The following is a 17,999-nucleotide window of genomic DNA, read 5'->3' on the forward strand; positions in this document are numbered from 1 at the left end:
AGGATCAGGCGTTGGGGATCTCCCAACCGCCGCCTAGTGATTTATAGATCGCCACAATGCCTTGGTAGAGTTCGACTTCCGCTTGGGCCTGGGCATCTTCTGCCGCCAGTCGCTCGCGCTCTGCATCCAGCAATACCAGGAAGTCCGATCCGCCTTCGCGGTAGCGGATCGCTGCCTGCTCGGCTGCTGCGCGGCTGGCTTCGGACTGGCGAATCAGCGCAACCAGGCGCTCCTGGCGTTTACCATAGTCGCTAAAGGCATTGGCACTTTCTTCAAGGGCAAGCAGCACTTGCTGCTCATAGTTGGCCAGGGCGCCTTCGGCATCTGCCTTGGCCCCACGCAGACGTGCGCGAACGCTACCCAAGTCAAAGGCTGGCCAGCTCAGGGTAGGACCCAGGCCCCATGCGCGGGCGGCCGAAGAGCCGATCTCGGAACCGCGCCCCGCAGTGAACCCTAGAAAGCCGCTCAGGCTAACTCGCGGGAAGAGATCTGCAGTAGCTACACCGACATTCGCGGTTGCGGCTGCCAGCTGACGTTCGGCTGCCTGGATATCCGGGCGGCGGCGCAACAGCTCGGCCGGGTCACCAATGGGAAGCGCCTTGGCAATTGCAGGCAATGGCTTGGGTGAAAGGTCAATGCTCATCGCATCAGGCCGTTCGCCTATCAGGGTCGCTATCCGATTCTTTGCCCGCGCCGCTTCTGCCTGGAGTTGCGGCAGGGTCGCCTCGGTAGCCGCAAGGCGTGCATCAGCCCGCAAGACATCCAGCTGGCTGCCTACGCCTGCTTCATCCAGGGTTTGGGTCAATTGCCGGGAGGCTCGCTGATTCTTCAGGTTTTCCTGCGCAATATGCTCGCGCAGCTGGGCACCGCGGAGCGTGCCATAGGCGTCTACCAGTTCTGCAATCAGGCTGACCTGCAGTTGATTGAGTTCTGCCTGCGCGGCGTCTGCCTGAGCATCGCTGGCTTCCAGTTGGTGCTGGATCCGGCCGAAGAGATCAATCTCCCAGGCCATATCCAGTCCAAGGTCGTAACGCTCGTTGTTTGTACGCTTATCGGTGAAGCCCGGCTGCTGCGCCTTGCCGATCTCGCTACTGGCGCGACTGGTCACAACAGGAAAGCGGTCATTGGCCGTGTCATCACGCAGGGCACGAGCCGAGCGCAGCCGGGCGTAGGCCACGCGAAGCTCCCGGTTGCCGGAAATCGAGCGCGCCACCAGCTGATTAAGGGTGGGATCCTCGAATTGTTGCCACCACTGTGCCTGGAAACGGGAGTGATCATATTGGCTGCCCGCCGCGCTCTGCAGATGAGCCGGTTCGGTTTGCGGTACCTGATAGGTCGGACCGACCGCACAGGCACTCAAGGCAAGGGCCAATAGGCTTGGAACAAAGATTTTCATGACAGCACCTCCTGTGCGGCGACACGGCGCTCAGCGCGACGCTCGACGAACGCGCGGATCAGTACATAGAACAAGGGGGTCAGCAACAGGCCGAAGAAGGTCACGCCCAGCATGCCGGAGAAGACCGCAACGCCCATGGCATGACGCATCTCGGCGCCTGCACCGGTAGATGTCACCAGCGGCACCACGCCCATGATGAAGGCAAAGCTGGTCATCAGGATCGGACGTAGACGCAACCGGCATGCTTCCAGTACGGCGGCCACACGGTCCATGCCTTCTTCCTGTTTATCCTTGGCGAATTCCACGATCAGAATTGCGTTTTTGCAGGCCAGGCCAACCAAGACGATCAAGCCGATCTGGGTAAAGATGTTGTTATCACTCCCGGACAGAATGACACCTGTGATAGCGCACAGAAGCGTCATTGGTACGATGAGAATAACGGCAAGCGGCAGGCTCCAGCTTTCGTACTGGGCAGCAAGCACTAGGAAGGCCAGCAGCACGCACAGCGGGAAGACCAGGAAGGCCGTGTTGCCCGACAGGATTTGCTGGTAGGTCAGCTCGGTCCACTCGTAGGTCATGCCATTGGGCAACTCTTCCTTCATGAGTTTTTCCAGCGCGGCCTGTGCCTGGCCCGAGCTGTAACCAGGTGCCGGGGCGCCGTTGATTTCGGCCGTGATAAATCCGTTGTAGTGCATCACGCGGTCGGGGCCTGCGCTATCACTTACTTTCACGAAGGTAGACAGCGGCACCATCTCGCCCAGATTGTTACGTACCTTCAGCTGGCCGATCTGGTCGGCTTCAAGGCGGAACTGCTGATCGGCTTGTACGTTGACCTGGAAGGTACGGCCAAAGCGGTTAAAGTCGTTGGCATACAGCGAGCCCAGATAAACCTGTAGCGTATCGAAGATATCGCTGATCGCAACGCCATGAGTTTTGGCTTTCTCACGATCAATATCGGCATCGATTTGCGGAACGTTGACCTGGTAACTGGAGAACAGGCCTGCCAGTTCCGGCACGCTCTGGCTTTTCGCAATGATGTTCTGCGTTTGGGCGAACAGCTCGTTGTAGCCCAGGTTGCCTCGATCCTCGATTTGCACACGGAAACCGCCGATGCTACCCAGGCCCTGAACCGGCGGAGGCGGGAAGATCGCGATGATCGAATCCTGAATAGAACTGAACTTGCCGTTGAGTGCACCTGCAATCGCGTTGGCTGACAGACTGGGGTCCTTACGCTCTTCGAAGGGCTTGAGTGTCACGAAAACAATGCCGCTGTTGGGGCTGTTGGTAAACCCATTAATGGAGAGTCCCGGGAACGCCACGGTGCTTTCCACGCCCGGATACTTGAGCGCGATATCGGACATCCGCTTGATGACGTCTTCGGTACGATCCAGCGTAGAAGCGTCAGGCAGCTGCGCAAAGGCGACCAGATACTGCTTGTCCTGCTGCGGCACGAAACCTGTAGGCGTGTTCGTCAGCCCAAACACCGTCAGCGCCATCAGACCGGCATAGACCACCAGCGCAATCGAGCCGCGGCGAAGCACACGTGCAACCACGCCTACATAGCCGTGACTGGCGCGTTCGAATATACGGTTGAATGGCGCGAACAGCCAGCTGCCCAGCAGGCGATCCAGCAAGCGCGAAAAACGGTCCTTGGGAGCATCGTGTCCCTTGAGCAGGACGGCTGCCAGTGCAGGGGAGAGCGTAAGCGAGTTGAAGGCTGAGATGACCGTTGAAATAGCAATGGTCAGGGCGAACTGTCGATAGAACTGTCCCGTCAATCCGGAAATAAAGGCGGTGGGTACAAACACAGCGCACAGCACTAGCGCGGTAGCGATGATAGGACCGGTTACTTCCCGCATCGCTCGCTGGGTTGCGGCAACCGGAGAGAGGCCCAGCCCAATGTTCCGTTCGACGTTTTCCACGACCACGATGGCATCGTCCACCACAATCCCAATAGCTAATACCAGCCCGAAAAGGGACAGTGCGTTCAGTGAAAACCCGAACAAGTGCATCAAGGCGAACGTGCCGATCAGCGAAACCGGAACGGCTGCCAGCGGGATGATAGAGGCGCGCCAGGTTTGCAGGAACAGCACCACAACCAGCACAACCAGCACGATGGCTTCAAAAAGGGTATGCACAACCGCTTCGATGGAGCCACGGACGAAGATCGTAGGGTCATAAACGATGGAGTAGTCCATACCCTGAGGGAAGCTCTTCTTCAGGTCAGCCATTCTCGCCCGCACCTGATTGGACAGGTCGATTGCGTTGGAGCCTGGACGCTGGAAGATCGGTATGGCGACGGCTGGTTTGTTGTTCAACAGTGAACGCAGGGCGTACTGGTTCGAGCCCAATTCAACGCGCGCAATGTCCCTCACGCGGGTGATTTCACCATTTGCGCCGGCTCGAACGATGATGTTTTCGAACTCTTCCTCATTGACCAGGCGGCCTTGGGTGTTAATGGCCAGCTGGAAGCTGTTCGCGTTGGGCGCGGGCGGGGCGCCCAGAGAGCCTGCCGCAACCTGACGGTTTTGTTCGCGAATGGCGTTGATGACATCTGTTGCCGTCAGGCCACGGGAGGCCACCTTGTTCGGGTCAAGCCACACACGCAGGGAATACTCGCCCATGCCGAACAGCTGGACATCACCCACGCCGTCCAGGCGGGACAGCTCGTCCTTGATGTTGATCAGCGCATAGTTGGACAGGTACAGCATGTCGTAGCGCTCATCGGGCGAGGTAAGGTGCACCACCATGGCCAGATCCGGTGAGGCCTTGTCAGCGGTTACACCCAGACGCTGCACTTCTTCAGGCAGCTTGGGCAGGGTGCGGGTGACACGGTTCTGCACCTGTACCTGCGCTGTATCCAGATCTGTGCCCAAGGCAAACGTAATGGTCAGCTTCATCTTGCCGTCGGCAGTGGCCTGGGACGACATATAGAGCATGTGCTCGACGCCGTTCATGGCTTGCTCCAGCGGGGCTGCCACGGTCTCGCCGATAACCTTGGGGTTGGCGCCCGGGAAGGTAGCGTTAACCACTACTGTGGGCGGCACGACTTCCGGGTATTCACTGATGGGAAGTTGAAAGAGCGAGACGGCTCCGCCGATCAGGATAATCAGCGAGAGAACGGCCGCGAAAATGGGACGCTTGATGAAGAACTGTGAGAAGTTCATCGGACCATTCCTTTGTAAACGCGAGCAACAGGGCACCGTCGCTCTTCTGGTAGAAGAGCGAGGCGCATGGGCTTGGCGGCAGGGTTAGACGGTGTTAACGACGCGTATCGTTGGCAGTAAGCTGAATCGGCTTGTTCGGCAGAGGCAGGCTTTTCGCTACCAGCTCGCGCTGATGCTTGAGTGCAGCCAGGGTGGCCTCGTCAGCCATGGGTACGATCTGAGCGTCTGCCTGGGAGCCTGGACGGATGCGTTGCAGGCCATTGATGATGACCTTGTCATTGCTGGCCAGACCTGTACGGACGATCCGCAGCCCTTCGATTTTCGGACCCAGTTCAACCGAGCGGTAATCCACGGTGCCGTCGTCTTTGACTACCAGCACGTATTTTTTGCCCAGATCAGTACCTACAGCCTCATCCTTGATGAGCATCGCGTTATAGGTACCGCTGCCAACCAGCTTCAGCCTTGCATAGAGCCCGGGAGTAAACTGGCCATCGGTGTTTTCGAATACGGCCCGTCCACGAATGGTGCCTGTACGGGGATCAACCTGGTTATCAAGAAAGTTCATCTTGCCCAGGTGAGGGTGGCCGGTTTCGCTGGAAAGCCCCATAAAGACCGGACTGGTTTCGCCCCGCACACCTTGGCGTTTCAAGTCGGAATACTTGAGGAAAACACGTTCATCAGCATCGAAATAGGCATACACCTTGTCGGTGGATACCAGCGTGGTGAGCTGGTTTTCCCCAGCATTTACCAGGTTACCCGCGGTGACCTCGGCCCGGCCAACGCGACCTGTAATGGGGGCGGTAACTTGAGTAAAGCTCAGGTTCAGACGAGCTGCGTCCAGTTCGGCTTGCGTAGCGGCAAGCGTCGCTTTGGCTTCCAGTGCTTCGCTGGTGCGGGCATCCGCTACTTCGGCAGAGATCGCATTGCTTGAGCGCAAGCGCTCGCCACGTTGCGCTTCATTCTGAGCCCGATCCAGATGAGCCTTGGCCTGTTGCAGCTGCGCTTCCAGACGCTTCACTTCGGCCTGGAAGGGGCGGGGGTCGATCTGGAAAAGCAGGTCGCCTTTCTTGACCAGGGTGCCTTCCTGAAAGACAACCCGATCGATATAGCCCGAAACGCGCGGACGAATGATGACAGACTCGGGCGCTTCGAGGCGGCCGGTAACCTCATCCCATTCCGTGATCGGTTGTTGGATGACCTGAGCGGCGCTGACCTTGGGCTTGGCTGGTGCTGTGGCCGACGCATCAGGCTTGTTGTCGCAGGCACTGAGCAATAGAACGCTGGCTAATGCCAGAGAAGATCGCCAGAGAGTGGAAGACTGTTCCATGTTCGTTTCCGCCGGACAAAGTGAGGAAAATTTAAGTACGGCGGAGTCTGGCTCAAGGGTCTGGCACGATCGAATCGAACACTCTGAATTTAACTATCGATCAAAATGATAAAAGCCTTCAAATATATCGATAGCAGACTATCTTTAGCTTTGTAATACCAGCCCATTATTATAAACTGTCTGGATCTCCCACAAACATTTGTATACGAGAGCGTAACCAGCGTTCGGCAGGGTCGTTATCGTGCACACCGCTCCAGGCCATGGAGAGTTCAAAGGATTGCACCTCCAGAGGTGGATCTTCGATGCGCAAGCCGCCGTTGGAAGCCAGTACCTGGGCAGTGTAGTCCGGGACGGTGGCGAGCAGATCCGTATTGGTCAGCAGTGTTCCCAGGCCGTTGAACTGGGGGACTGCCAGCACGACGCGCCTCTGCTTGCCCAGCGTGGCCAGCGCATCATCGATAAAGCCACTCAGGTCTCCAGCAGGCGATACCAGAGCATGAGGGCGAGCACAAAAGTCGTCCAAGGTCAGCGTGCCGGGAATGGAATCGGCCCGAAGCACTTTTGAGCGCGAGCGCCGCAAGGTCTTGCGTTTGGCATTGGCGGGCAGCTCGGAGGTGTAGGCAACGCCTACAGTTATCTCGCCTGAGGCCAGTTGGCTGGAAATGTTCAGGTAGTTGGTTCGGCGTATGACCAAGGCTACTCCGGGTGCCTCTGCGCGAAGGCGCCTGAGCAGGGGCGGCAGCAGGGCAAACTCGACGTCGTCCGACAGTCCTATTCTGAATACGCGATCGGCGCTTGCCGGTTCGAAATTCTGTGCGCGGCTCATGGCCGAGGAGATTGAGTCCAGGGCTGGTGAAAGCAGGCCGAAGATCTCCATGGCACGGGGTGTAGGTTCCATCGTACGGCCGGTGCGGACCAGCAATGGATCGTCAAACAGGCTGCGCAGACGGGCAAGGGCGGCGCTGATGGCAGGCTGGCCCAGGAAGAGCTTTTCAGCAGCGCGGGTTACGCTCCGCTCCCGCATCAATGTCTCGAACACAATCAACAGGTTGAGGTCTACTCGGCGAAGATCGTTGCGATTCATGGTATGCCCTTAACCGTGGCCATGCATTTGTTCGAGCGCATGAGACTGTAGTGAGTCGAGGGCGGCGTCAAGCCTTGCATCACTGGCATTCATGACAACTATCGATACGGGCGGGTAGCGTTGAGGCGCCAGCTTGGATACAGTCCGTAGCCATACGGAATCCACCAAAGAGGTTTGCGATGTCCCGTGTGATTCGCTTTCACCAGTTCGGCAGTGCTGATGTCCTGTGCTGCGAAAACCAACCCACTCCTGAGCCTGGTGCAGGGGAAGTACTGGTGCGTGTACAGGCGCTGGGTGTGTGTTGGGGCGACGTGCTCTGGCGGCAGAACCTGGCCGATGAGCCTGCCACATTGCCGGCTGGGTTTGGTTCTGAGCTGGCGGGTGAGGTTGTGTCCGTGGGCGAGGGCGTCCGCCATTTCCAACCAGGCATGCGAGTGGCCAGCTTTCCTGCCCACTCGATCAACCAGTATCCGGCCAGTGGTGACATGGTGCTGATGCCCCAGCAGGCATTGACCGAATACCCTGACACGCTGACGCCGGCTGAAGCGGCGGTGCATTATGCCGGTCTGCTCCTAGCCTATTTTGCTCTGGTGGATCTGGCTCAACTCAAGGCCGGACAGCAGGTGTTAGTCACCGAAGCCAGCAACTGCGTCGGCCCGGCGGTGGTTCAGCTGGCGGCCGCGTTGGGCGCACAGGTGATCGCGGCTACCAGCGAGTCGGAAAACCGCGCAATGCTTAAAGGATTGGGTGCTGTGAAGGTCGTATCGACCGACGAACAGGACTTGGTGCTGGAAGTAGAGCGTTTTACCGAGAGCCGCGGCGTTGAGGTTGTGCTGGATGCACTATGTGGTCCGCAGCTGTCCCGCCTGGGTGATATTGCCGCGACACGGGGCAAGCTGATCATTTACGGCATGGGTGGTGGTAACGAGGCGTCCTTTCCGGCCTGCGCTGCGTTCAAGAAACACCTGCAGATTTTCCGGCATAGCGTCCTGGATTTTACAGGTCATCCAGAGCTTGGTCTGGAGCCCCATGCCGAGGCGGTACAGCGCGCGCTGACGGTGATTAATCAAATGACCCGGGATGGTCTGCTCAAGCCCGTCGTTGCGCATACGCTGCCGTTTGATCAGTTTGTGGAAGCCCATCGGCTCGTGGAAAACGAATGCCTCAAGGGGCGGGTCGTCTTGACCGTTGAGTAAGTAGACGGGCAGTGCGCCTGCAGTGCATTGCCCGACACGCCTGATTTCTTCCCCCCCCCCCCCGCCTGTGCTGCAGCCGAGTCAACCGTTCGGCTGCTTGCAACTTATCTCCATCAATAGCCTGAACTTTTCCCTTAGGCGTCGGCTCAGTATTTCATACCTATTGGGCTCAGCGCGGTAGAGGTTATGACCCTCCGCCGCACCCGCCACAAGGCATCGAAGGATGTTCCGATCGCCGGAAGCTGGGCATGAGCCAGCCAACAGCACTTTAAGGAGTCAGGCTCGATGTCGAATACCGATCTCCCCGGTTCACTCGCGTATCTACCTTATGACCCGGAAACGGCGTCGCAAACACCGAGAATTGCCATCGAGTCGGTCAGCCCGACAGTGGATAACGGACAATTCGCTGCCAAGGGCATCGCCGGCCAGCCCATTACCGTAAAGGCCACCATTTTCGCAGACGGGCACGACAAGCTGGCCGCCTGCGTACTGTGGCGCGTGGAGGGTGCTGAAGACTGGCAGCGAGTACCGCTGGAGCTTCAAACCAATGACCTCTGGCTGTGCGAGTTCACGCCGGTACAGGTGGCTCGACATGAATTTGTCGTTCAAGCGTGGTGGGATGTATACAGCAGTTACCGCTACGAGCTTGAAAAGAAATATGGCGCTGGTGTGCCGATCGGACTTGAGTTGCAGGAAGGACGCATCCATCTGGAACAGGCCCTGACTCGTGCGGATGACGAGGTGCGGCCCGGTCTGGAATCCTTGCTGGCACGGTTCGATCAGTGCGCTACCGAAGGTGACAAGGTGGCTTTGTTGCTTAGCTCGGAAACTGAGCGCAACATGCGCGACGCCGATGCCTATCCGCATCTGACTCACAGTGTCGAGTACCCGTTGGATATTGAGCGCCTCAAGGCACAATTCGCCAGCTGGTATGAACTCTTTCCCCGCTCGATCACTAATGACCCGCAGCGTCATGGCACCTTTTGCGATGTGATCGGTGAGCTGCCGCGTGTACGTGACATGGGCTTCGACGTCCTGTACTTCCCACCGATCCATCCGATCGGGCTTGCCCACCGCAAGGGCAAGAACAATACCCTGGGTGCGGGCCCTGATCAGCCTGGCAGCCCTTATGCCATTGGTAGCCCCGATGGCGGCCATGATGCCGTACATCCGCAACTCGGAACGCTTGAAGATTTCCGTGAGCTGGTTGCCGCAGCGGCTGACCATGGTCTTGAAATCGCACTCGACTTTGCCATCCAGTGCTCACCTGATCATCCCTGGCTCAAGGAGCATCCGGGCTGGTTCTCCTGGCGTCCTGATGGCTCCATGCGCTACGCGGAAAACCCGCCCAAAAAGTACCAAGACATCGTCAACGTCGATTTTTATGCCAAGGATTCCGTCCCGGACCTCTGGCTCGCGCTGCGTGACGTGGTCTGGCATTGGGTGGAGCAGGGCGTCAAGATTTTCCGGGTCGATAACCCCCATACCAAGCCATTGCCGTTCTGGGAGTGGCTGATTGCGGATATCCGTGGCCGTGACCCAGAAGTCATGTTCCTGGCCGAGGCCTTTACCAAGCCAGCGATGATGGCGCGTTTGGGCAAAGTCGGATATTCGCAGAGCTATACCTATTTTACCTGGCGCAATACGAAGGCTGAGCTGACGGAATATTTCACCCAGCTCAACAGTTCACCCTGGCGTGAATGCTATCGCCCCAACTTCTTCGTCAACACGCCGGACATCAATCCGGTTTTCCTACAGACCAGTGGGCGTCCAGGGTTTTTGATTCGCGCAGCGCTGGCCACCATGGGGTCGGGCCTGTGGGGCATGTATTCAGGTTTTGAGTTGTGTGAAGGCGCGCCGCTAACGCCCGGCAAGGAAGAGTATCTGGATTCCGAGAAGTACGAGTTGCGCCCCCGCAACTGGTATGCGCCGGGCAACATCATGGCGGAAGTTGCACAGCTCAACCGGATCCGCAAGCAGAACCCTGCTCTCCAGACACATCTGGGGATCAAGTTCTACAACGTGTTCAATGACAACATCATCCTGTTCGGCAAGTACACGCCTGATCTCAGCAATTTCGTACTCGTGGCAATCAATCTTGATCCCCATAACGCCCAGGAAGGCCACTTTGAACTCCCCTTGTGGGAATTCGGACTCGATGACAGTGCATCCATGCATGGCGAAGACCTCATGACCGGCCACCGCTGGACATGGCACGGGAAAACACAATGGACGCGTCTCGATCCTTCCATGCCATTTGGCATATGGCGTATCCGCCCGGCCATCTAGGCCAAAGGAAGACTATAAATGGCGAAACCAAAGAAAACGCGCTCGCGCAAACCGGCGGCCTTTATCAATGACCCGTTGTGGTACAAGGATGCGGTCATCTATCAGGTTCACGTGAAGTCGTTTTACGATTCCAACAACGACGGAATCGGTGACTTCCCTGGCCTGATCGATAAGCTCGACTACATTGCTGGCCTGGGCGTCAACACCATTTGGATACTGCCGTTCTACCCGTCGCCGCGCCGCGATGACGGGTACGATATCTCCGAATACCGTGGAGTGCATCCGGATTACGGCACCATGGCGGATGCCAAGCGCTTTATTGCCGAGGCGCACAAAAGGGGATTGCGGGTCATCACTGAGCTGGTAATCAACCATACCTCTAGCGATCACCCTTGGTTTCAGCGTGCACGCAAGGCGAAGAAAGGGTCTTCGGCGCGTAACTTTTATGTCTGGTCAGATGATGACAAGAAGTACGATGGTACGCGGATCATCTTTCTGGATACCGAAAAGTCCAACTGGACGTGGGATCCTGTCGCTGAGCAGTATTACTGGCACCGATTCTACTCGCACCAGCCTGACTTGAACTTTGATAACCCTCAGGTCATGAAAGCGGTGATCTCGATCATGCGCTACTGGCTAGACATGGGCGTCGATGGCTTGCGTCTGGATGCCATTCCCTATCTGGTGGAGCGTGACGGCACCAATAACGAAAACCTGCCCGAAACCCATGCGGTACTCAAACAGATTCGTGCCGAGATCGATGCGAATTACCCGGACCGGATGTTACTGGCGGAAGCCAATCAGTGGCCGGAAGATACGCAGCAGTACTTTGGCGAGGGTGACGAGTGCCACATGGCGTTCCACTTTCCGCTGATGCCTCGCATGTATATGGCTATCGCCCAGGAAGACCGCTTTCCTATCAGCGATATCCTGCGTCAGACCCCTGAAATTCCAGCGAACTGTCAATGGTCGATCTTTTTGCGCAACCATGACGAACTGACGCTTGAAATGGTGACTGACCGGGAACGGGATTATCTGTGGAATTTTTACGCCTCGGATCGGCGCGCGCGCATCAATCTGGGGATTCGTCGTCGCCTGGCACCGCTCCTCGAGCGGGATCGTCGGCGGATCGAACTGCTCAATAGCCTGCTTCTCTCCATGCCAGGTACGCCTACGATGTACTACGGCGATGAAATCGGCATGGGCGACAATATCCACCTAGGCGACCGAGACGGCGTACGTACGCCGATGCAATGGTCGGTCGACCGCAATGGTGGCTTCTCCCGTGCCGACCCGGCCAGCCTCGTGCTACCGGTGGTAATGGATCCGCTATATGGCTATCAGTCGATCAACGTAGAGTCACAGGCGCGCGATCCTCATTCGCTGCTGAACTGGACGCGCCGCATGCTGGCCGTGCGCAAGCAACAGAAAGCCTTTGGTCGCGGCACCATGAAGATGCTCCGGCCAACCAACCGCCGTATTCTGGCGTATTTGCGTGACTACACCACGCCCGAAGGCGAGCACGAGACCATTCTCTGTGTTGCCAACGTGTCGCGTGCTGCCCAGGCCGTCGAACTGGATCTGTCATCCATGGCAGGCAAGGTGCCCGTGGAAATGCTGGGAGGCAGTGCCTTTCCGCCCATTGGCCAACTGCCTTACATGCTGACACTTCAGCCGTACGGATTTTATTGGTTCTACCTCGCAGGCAATGAACAGATGCCTGCGTGGCACTCCGAGCCTCCAGAAACCATGCCTGACTTCCAAACGCTCGTCATCAAAAAGAATCTGCAAGAGTTGCTCAGCGGTACGCCGCGCAAGGCTCTTGAACAGGAAATCCTGCCGCTGTACCTGCCCAAGCGCCGCTGGTTCGGCAGCAAGGACGAGGCGATCCAGCAGGTCACCCTCATGTACGCTGTGGAAATTCCAACGCCGAAATTCCCCGTGCTGTTCATGGAAGTCTGCGTGAAAAATGCCAAGGGGCAGGAGCACTATGCCTTGCCGTTGGGCTTCCTGGCCGAGAGTGACCAGCATTGCAGTCCGTTGGCTACCCAGTTGGCGATGTCCCGCATTCGCCATGTTCGTAACGTAGGTCTGGTTACCGATGCCTTTACGCTGACCAGCTTTGTGCATGGGGTGTTCAAGGCCTTCAAGGATCAGGCCGTACTGAAGTCGCCTGCAGGTGAAATCCGCTTCCAGCCGTACATGGATGTCGAGAACTTCACTACAACCGATGAAACTGAAATTCGGCACATGGGTGTAGAGCAGTCCAACAGTTCGCTCATTGTAGGCGACAAGTACATGCTCAAGCTGATCCGGAAGGTAGCGACAGGTATTCACCCTGAAGTCGAAATGGGTCGGTTCCTGACGGACAAAGGCTTTGCCAACATGGCGCCCTTGCTGGGAGAAGTAACACGCTACAACGAAGAGGGCACACCCAATGTGCTCATGCTGGTGCAGCCTCAGATCCATAACCAGGGAGATGCCTGGAAGTGGACGCTGGACAAGCTGGACCAGGTAACCCGTGACATGTTGGAGGCAGGTCTGTCAGAGGTGGAGAACGAGTTCACTGCCATGTCCGATCTGGAAAACTTTGCCGCCATTCTGGGGCAGCGCCTGGGTGAAATGCACACCTTGCTTGCCCAGGACACCGATGACGCTGCGTTTGCACCCGAGAAGATCGATGCAGACTCCGCGCGTACGTTTGCTCACCGTGTACGAGAGCAGGTTGACGCTGCGCTGGATACGCTTGAGAACAAACGCGCCTCCCTGGATAGCGCCAGCACCCAGCACCTCGACAAGTTGGTGTCTCAGCGCAAGGAACTTGGCGAGCGTATCGAAGCCCTTGCCGAAGACGTAGCGGGTGGCTTGCGCATCCGTGTTCATGGAGATTTGCACCTTGGGCAAGTCCTGGTGTCTCAGGACGATGCCTACCTGATCGACTTTGAAGGTGAGCCTGCCCGTTCGCTGGACGAGCGTCGTGCCAAGTACGGTCCGCACAAGGACGTGGCAGGTCTGCTGCGATCCTTTGACTATGCGGCGGCCATGATCACCATGAGCAGTAACAGTGGTGCCGATACGTCGGAAGAGGCAATGCGTCAACGGCGACAGGCAGCAGAGACCTATCGCACAACGGCTTACGCTGCCTTCCTCAAGGCTTATCGTGAGGCTGCTGCCGGTATCGCCCATGAGTGGAGCGAGCGTGGTGAGCAGGCAGCGCTGGATCTCTATACGCTAGAGAAAGCCGTTTATGAAATTGGTTATGAAGCGGCCAATCGGCCTAACTGGATCAACATTCCGCTGCGCGGCGTAGCCGCCATTGTGGATTCGCTCATTTCGGGAGCAAAAGGATGACTCAAGCCGTAGCACCCCAGAACCACCAACCAGACTACGCCCAGCTGTCTGCTCCAGAGGCGGACGCGCTGGCTCGCGGAGAACATGGCAACCCGTTTGCCATCTTGGGGCCTCACCCGGATGGTACCGGGTTTCTGGTTCGTGCCTTTTTACCCAATGCGCTGGGTGTCGAGCTGGTCGAGCGTGAGAGCGGTCGCCACTTGGCCCATATGGAAGCCGGGCAGATTCCCGGGCTGTTTTATGCCCGCCTGGACTATCAGGCAACGTATTTCTTCAGGATCCGCTGGCCCAGTGGCGTACAGGAGACAGAAGACCCTTACAGCTTTGGTACGCTGTTGGGCGACGTCGATATCTACCTGATCAATGAGGGTAAGCATCGTCAGCTGGGTCAATGCCTGGGTGCTCAAGCGATGACCATCGACGGTGTTCAGGGTGTACGTTTTGCTGTCTGGGCACCGAATGCGCGTCGGGTTTCCGTAGTCGGTAACTTCAACACTTGGGACGGTCGCCGTCACCCGATGCGCCTACGGCACGGTGCAGGGGTGTGGGAATTGTTTATCCCCCGCATCAAGCCAGGTGATTCATACAAGTACGAAATCCTTGGTCAGCACGGGTTATTGCCCCTAAAAGCTGACCCAGTCGCCTTGGCAACGGAGCTACCGCCTTGCACCGCCTCGGTAGTGGCTGATCCGGCTCCATTCGAGTGGCATGATGATGATTGGATGGCGCAGCGCAAGGAACGCCAGTCTGTTCATGCGCCGTTCTCGGTGTACGAGCTGCACTCTACCTCGTGGCGTCGTGACGGTGGCGACGATGGTCGCATCTTGAATTGGCGGGAGCTGGCTGAACAGCTGATTCCCTATATTCAGGAAATGGGCTTTACCCATATCGAGCTATTGCCGGTAATGGAGCACCCGTTCAGTGGATCATGGGGCTATCAGCCACTGTCGCAGTTCGCTCCAACCTCTCGTCATGGCACGCCGGCTGACTTTGCAGCCTTCGTAGATGCCTGCCATCAGGCGCACATAGGTGTAATTCTCGACTGGGTACCCGCGCATTTCCCGACGGATCCCCATGGATTGGCGCGTTTCGACGGTACAGCACTCTATGAGTACGAGCATCCTTTCGAAGGTTTCCATCAGGATTGGAACACTTACATCTATAACCTTGGGCGCAATGAAGTACACGGATTCATGCTGTCGTCTGCGCTGCATTGGCTCAAGCATTTCCATATAGACGGCCTGCGTGTAGATGCGGTCGCATCCATGCTGTACCGCGATTATTCCCGCAAGCAGGGCGAGTGGATTCCCAATAAATATGGCGGCCGCGAGAACCTCGAGACAATCGATTTTCTCCGCCATTTGAACGATGTGGTGCATGAAGAAGCGCCCGGTGCGTTGATGATTGCAGAGGAGTCCACCGCATGGCCTGGTGTCAGCAAGCCTACCTCCGAGGGCGGTCTTGGGTTCTCCTACAAGTGGAACATGGGCTGGATGCATGACACGCTGCATTACATCGAGCGTGATCCGATCTACCGCCGTTACGACCATCACAACATGACCTTCGGTATGGTATACGCCTATTCCGAGCGTTTTGTTCTTCCCATTTCCCATGATGAAGTCGTGCATGGCAAAGGGTCTTTGCTGAACAAGATGCCCGGTGACAATTGGCAGAAGTTTGCCAACCTGCGTGCGTACCTGTCCTTCATGTGGACGCATCCGGGCAAGAAGCTCCTGTTCATGGGGTCCGAGATCGGTCAATGGCGTGAATGGAGCCACGACCGTGAACTGGACTGGTTCCTGCTGCAGCATCAGAACCACCAGGGTGTACAAAAGCTGGTAGCGGATCTGAACCGGTTATACCGGGCAGAGCCCATGCTGCACGAGCATGACTGCGAACCGGAAGGCTTCCAGTGGCTGGTAGGTGATGATTCTGCCAACAGCGTATTTGCCTGGTTGCGTTTCGACTCACAGAAGCGGCCCCTGCTGGTTGTTGGAAACTTCACACCCGTTCCCCGTAGCGACTATCGGATAGGCGTCCCCGAAGGAGGGCAGTGGCTGGAGCTCTTCAATAGCGACAGCGATATTTACGGCGGTAGTGGTGTTGGCAATAGTGGTGCCGTTATGGCAGATGAAACCTCTAGCCATGGCCAGCCAGCCTCTTTGAATCTGAAGTTGCCGCCATTGGGTGTCGTTATCCTGAGACCTGGCACTCGACCCGAGCATTGATCGGAAGACAAAAAAAGAAAACGGCGCTTAACGCGCCGTTTTTCTTGCGTTTTCCCGCAGGTAAATGAAGCTGATCTGTTACTGCCGCCGAGGTTGCCAGGCTGCTATTTGCATCATTCACGTTTTATTGACACGCTATGGGTTCTACTAATGCAGTAGCACCGGATCAGGGTCTTTATAGGTAATCAGGGAGGACTCACATGGTAGATCTGGCAGAGTGGAATCTGACAATTCCCGAGCCATCCAGTCCTGTCGTTATTGAGACCAACGTACTCAATCGCAACTACCGCAGTGATTACTTTTATCGTACTCCCGATGGTAGCGTGACCCTCTGGGCTCCCGTAACAGGACGTTATACGCCGGAACTCAACTATCCCAGTACTGAGCTTCGGGAAACGCGCCCGGATGGCAGTGAATACAATTGGAAATACGAAGACTCCGTCAGCCTGATGCAGGCTGACCTGCGCGTTAATCAAGTGCCTTCCAGTGGCAAGATGATTATCGGACAGATCCGTACGGTAGGAGATAGGCAGGGTACACCGGACTCAGCATTGATCAGCCTGCGTTATCGTCTGGACCCTACCATGGAGGGGAAAACGCCTGTCACTGGACAGGTTGAGGCCTTGATTCGTACCAAGCCGGACACCCTCAAGATTCCGCCACAAATTCTGCTACGCAACATTCCATTGGATGGTCCGTTCAGTTATGAGTTGCGCTTGAGTCGGACGGGTGTGCTGAGCGTAAGGCTTTTTACACATGGGCGCGGAAACGGGGAGCTGTCTGTACAGTTGGATCAGCGCTGGGCAAGTTACCACCTTTACTTTAAGGCGGGCGCTTATGTGGAGGACAAGGAGGGACCTTCTACCGAAGGGGGTAAGGTGACCTTCAACCGATTGGTCACCATGCATCAACCCAACAACCGATAAGGACTCGGCAGCCCGTTAGGCTGCCGGACCTTTGGCCTGTGCCTGTTCGTCCTGTTTTTCCATCTTGGCCTCGTTTCGTGCCCGAATTTTCTTGGCACGACTTTCCATAAAGAAATACACAACGATGGCAATCAGCAGCGGAGCGATGAAATAAATGGCTCGGTAGGCAAGCAGTGCCGCGATAATGTACGACTGATCTAGCTCATGGCCCATGAAGGCTACGAATACTGCTTCCAACACTCCGATGCCCGCAGGAATATGCGTGATGACACCGGCAAAACTGCTGATGAGCAGGACGCCCAGCACAAACACATAATCCATCTTCTGTCCGAGCAGCACATAGATAATGGCACCCATTGCCATCCAGTTGATGGATGAGACAACCAGTTGAATACAGGCCATGCGCAGGGAAGGCAGATTAAGGTTTTGCCCTTTGATGGTCCATGAGCGACGTTTGGAAAACTGGCAGAACAGCAGGTAGACGGCAATAAAGGTGACGAGGCCGATGCCTATCATCCGTAGCGTCATGTTGCCGATGTACCAGTGTGGGGGAATCTTCACCAGCCCGGCGGTGAAGATAATGCCTGCCAGCAGGATGTAGCCCAGCCAGTTAGTCGCCAGGCTCAGGCTGAAGATACGGGTAATGGTGCCGCTTTCCAGACCCAGGCGAGAATAGAGTCTGTACCGCAAGCCAATGCCGCCTACCCATGTACTGAGCGTAAGAGTAAAGGCATAACAGATAAACGACACGATCATCACCTGTCGTTTGCCCAGCTTGTGCCTGCAGTAGGCTCGCCCGATCAAGTCATAAAAGCCATACATGATGTAACTGACCACAACCAGGCCCACGGCCATGAGGATAGCGGTCCAGCCATACTGGCGAATGGAATGCCAGACCTGCACCCAGTTCACCTGCCGGGCATACATCACGAGCAGAACAGTAACGGCAATGAAAAAAGCGTAGGTCAGAAGCCTCTTGGCGATCGGCCACACTTTACCTTTGGGAGAAGGTTTCGACTTCACGGAGGCATCCTG

10 protein-coding genes are annotated in these 17,999 nt (G+C 56.9%); 5 read left to right on the forward strand and 5 right to left on the reverse strand.

What is annotated here, in order from left to right; all coding sequences use genetic code 11:
• Positions 1-4 precede the first annotated feature (4 nt).
• The 4 genes from GM154_RS15290 to GM154_RS15305 form a co-directional block, all read right to left on the reverse strand.
• Positions 5-1,396 carry an efflux transporter outer membrane subunit gene (locus tag GM154_RS15290; RefSeq protein WP_219652677.1) on the reverse strand — a complete coding sequence of 464 codons (1,392 nt, stop codon included), beginning with the start codon at positions 1,394-1,396 and terminating at the stop codon, positions 5-7.
• Positions 1,393-4,563: an efflux RND transporter permease subunit gene (locus GM154_RS15295; protein WP_219652678.1), complete on the reverse strand. Its 3,171-nt coding sequence runs from the start codon at positions 4,561-4,563 to the stop codon at positions 1,393-1,395. Before GM154_RS15295 ends, GM154_RS15290 begins: the two co-directional genes overlap by 4 nt.
• Positions 4,564-4,657: 94 nt before the next feature.
• On the reverse strand, positions 4,658-5,890 hold the full coding sequence (gene mexE / locus GM154_RS15300; RefSeq protein ID WP_219652679.1) for a multidrug efflux RND transporter periplasmic adaptor subunit MexE: 1,233 nt from the start codon (positions 5,888-5,890) through the stop codon (positions 4,658-4,660).
• Between the two features lie 169 nt (positions 5,891-6,059).
• Positions 6,060-6,974, reverse strand: a complete 915-nt coding sequence (locus tag GM154_RS15305) for a LysR family transcriptional regulator (protein ID WP_074826592.1) — start codon at positions 6,972-6,974, stop codon at positions 6,060-6,062.
• 179 nt (positions 6,975-7,153) lie between these two features.
• Here GM154_RS15305 and GM154_RS15310 point away from each other — a divergent pair, with 179 nt between their 5' ends.
• From GM154_RS15310 to GM154_RS15330, 5 genes are all read left to right on the forward strand, one after another.
• Positions 7,154-8,170 carry a zinc-dependent alcohol dehydrogenase family protein gene (locus tag GM154_RS15310; RefSeq protein ID WP_219652680.1) on the forward strand — a complete coding sequence of 339 codons (1,017 nt, stop codon included), beginning with the start codon at positions 7,154-7,156 and terminating at the stop codon, positions 8,168-8,170.
• A gap of 285 nt (positions 8,171-8,455) precedes the next feature.
• The gene (locus GM154_RS15315; RefSeq protein ID WP_219652681.1) at positions 8,456-10,459 is read left to right on the forward strand and encodes an alpha-1,4-glucan--maltose-1-phosphate maltosyltransferase; all 2,004 of its coding nucleotides are present in this window, start codon (positions 8,456-8,458) and stop codon (positions 10,457-10,459) included.
• Between the two features lie 18 nt (positions 10,460-10,477).
• Positions 10,478-13,810, forward strand: a complete 3,333-nt coding sequence (gene treS / locus GM154_RS15320) for a maltose alpha-D-glucosyltransferase (RefSeq protein WP_219652682.1) — start codon at positions 10,478-10,480, stop codon at positions 13,808-13,810.
• Positions 13,807-16,038, forward strand: coding sequence for a 1,4-alpha-glucan branching protein GlgB (gene glgB / locus GM154_RS15325; RefSeq protein WP_219652683.1), 2,232 nt, complete (start codon positions 13,807-13,809; stop codon positions 16,036-16,038). Before treS ends, glgB begins: the two co-directional genes overlap by 4 nt.
• A 200-nt stretch (positions 16,039-16,238) precedes the next feature.
• A complete protein-coding gene (locus tag GM154_RS15330) occupies positions 16,239-16,964 on the forward strand; it encodes a polysaccharide lyase family 7 protein (RefSeq protein ID WP_219652684.1) in 726 nt (241 codons plus the stop codon).
• Between the two features lie 15 nt (positions 16,965-16,979).
• Here the strand turns inward: GM154_RS15330 and GM154_RS15335 are convergent, their stop codons facing one another.
• Positions 16,980-17,987, reverse strand: a complete 1,008-nt coding sequence (locus GM154_RS15335) for a YbhN family protein (protein WP_150347349.1) — start codon at positions 17,985-17,987, stop codon at positions 16,980-16,982.
• Between the last annotated feature and the right edge of the window lie 12 nt (positions 17,988-17,999).

The sequence above is a fragment of the Pseudomonas sp. MAG002Y genome (assembly GCF_019400845.1).
In the GTDB taxonomy this organism is placed as follows: Bacteria; Pseudomonadota; Gammaproteobacteria; order Pseudomonadales; family Pseudomonadaceae; genus Chryseomonas; species Chryseomonas luteola.